This window comes from Paraburkholderia sp. RCC_158 (assembly GCF_041355255.1).
Classification (GTDB): domain Bacteria; phylum Pseudomonadota; class Gammaproteobacteria; order Burkholderiales; family Burkholderiaceae; genus Paraburkholderia; species Paraburkholderia graminis.
Window position 1 is genome coordinate 1 of record NZ_JBFUPM010000070.1, and the last position, 1,856, is coordinate 1,856.

The window sequence follows — 1,856 nt, forward strand, 5'->3', positions numbered from 1 at the left end:
GGGTGAGTAGACCCGGGGAATTGCGCCCCGAGTCTCTCGCAGAACCGTGCGTAAACCTCTCGATTTACACGGCTCCCGTTATCCAACCTGTTTCCCCTGATACTGCCAGTGCGCGAACTCTCGCGGGTACGCCTGCCTCATCTTGCGTAGCCACTCCTCACTGCACCGTTTGTGCCGTCGCAGTGTTTTGTACTTGCGCTGAACCCAGCGCACGAGCTTTCGGTCGAGATACCGACTCAACTCATGCATGGCTGTCCGATGGAAAGCCCCGTAGTAGTTCCACCAGCCACATATCGTGGGATTACATCGCTCAGCGAGTTCGAATAGTGATTTCGACGTTTGGCGCTGCAACCGCCACCCCCGCACCGTCTGTCTCATCCGTTTCAGGGCGTCAGGACTGACGCCAGGTACAAAGCTGGTCGAGACCTGCCCGTGCCTGGTCAACACCCTTCGCGGACGAAACTGAAAGCCCAGAAATGTGAAGGTCACATTCGGGTAGGTTTGGGTGCGACTTCTGTCCTTGCAATACACGATCTTTGACTTTTCAGGATGCATCGTCAGCCCACATTCCGCCAGCCGCGAGGCAATGGCGTGCATAACCTCTTGTGCCTGCTCCTGGCTACGGCAATGGACCACCGCATCATCGGCATAGCGCGCAAAGGGACACTGCGGGAAGTGACGCTGCATCCAGACGTCAAACGCATAGTGCATGAACAGATTCATCAGGATCGGACTGACCACTCCCCCCTGCGGGGTACCGCGGTCCCGCGGCAAGCGGGTACCCTGTGCAGTTTCGAATGGCGCAGTCAGCCACCTCTCGATATACATCAGGATCCAGTCCTCTTTGATGTGTTTGCGTACCGCTTTTAGCAAGAGGCCATGATCGATTTGATCAAAGGCCGCCTTGATATCAAACTCCACCAGCCAGTCGAACTTCCAGCACCTTTGTCGGGTGATGGCGACCGCCTGCTTGGCCGATTTCCCGGGCCGGTAACCATACGAATCCGCATGGAATAGTGGATCGAGAATCGGCTCAATGAGGAGCTTGACCGCAGTCTGCGCCACACGGTCACTCACCGTGGGCACGCCCAACTTGCGAATACCGCCCGTTGCCTTTGGAATCTCAACTTGCTTGACCGGTGGCGGGAAGTACGACCCCGACGACATCCGGTTCCACAGCTTGAACAGATTCTTCGGCAGGTCCTGCTCGAACATCTCGATAGTTTCATCATCGATGCCGGCAGCACCCCGGTTGGCCTTCACTCGCTGATACGCCTCCCAGATCGTTCGCTTGGCAATGTCATAAGGTTTCGTTGATGTCATGTCACTCCTCCCCGACAAGCAGGTTGGTGACCTTCGTCAACCGGATAACGCTGCCCCTTCGCTCCACCCTCATTACAAGGGCTTCAACACTACTACGGGCAACTCCGCCCCTCGTTGCGGCATCGGTATTCTTCCTCATGGTGTTAGCCATTTGTCATTTCCCTTTCCATCCGCAACAAGGTTCTCACGTTCCATACCGAAGCCTGTATTGAGCTCATGCCGCCTCTACGCCGGCTGCCGCCAGGTCCGTAAACAGGTCTCGTCCTGACTGATCCTGGAGCGACGAAATGACCCCAGTTTTGACAGCACCTTAACGAATTAACGACGCATCATCGAACGGTTTGCTTTCGCTCATCTTCTCAATACATACCTGCCATCCTTATGGATGACTTTTCCACAGTCGCTCACCACCACGCCTTTTGAACGCAGCAGCACCGGGCGGTTTGAAGCCTGCTCCTGCAAGCCGGCTTCGGGAGGCCTACTCCCATCTTCAGTACAGCACCACAAGCTTTCGCTTGTGTTCGTGACACACT

At 56.0% G+C, this 1,856-nt stretch carries 2 protein-coding genes; both read right to left on the reverse strand.

Translation table 11 applies throughout. The annotated features are described in order from the left end of the window. Window positions 1-78 precede the first annotated feature (78 nt). Window positions 79-1,323, reverse strand: a complete 1,245-nt coding sequence (gene ltrA / locus AB6809_RS36145; RefSeq protein ID WP_371028601.1) for a group II intron reverse transcriptase/maturase — start codon at window positions 1,321-1,323, stop codon at window positions 79-81. A gap of 351 nt (window positions 1,324-1,674) precedes the next feature. Next, a partial coding sequence (locus AB6809_RS36150; protein WP_371028602.1) for a hypothetical protein occupies window positions 1,675-1,856 on the reverse strand: 182 nt, incomplete at its 5' end.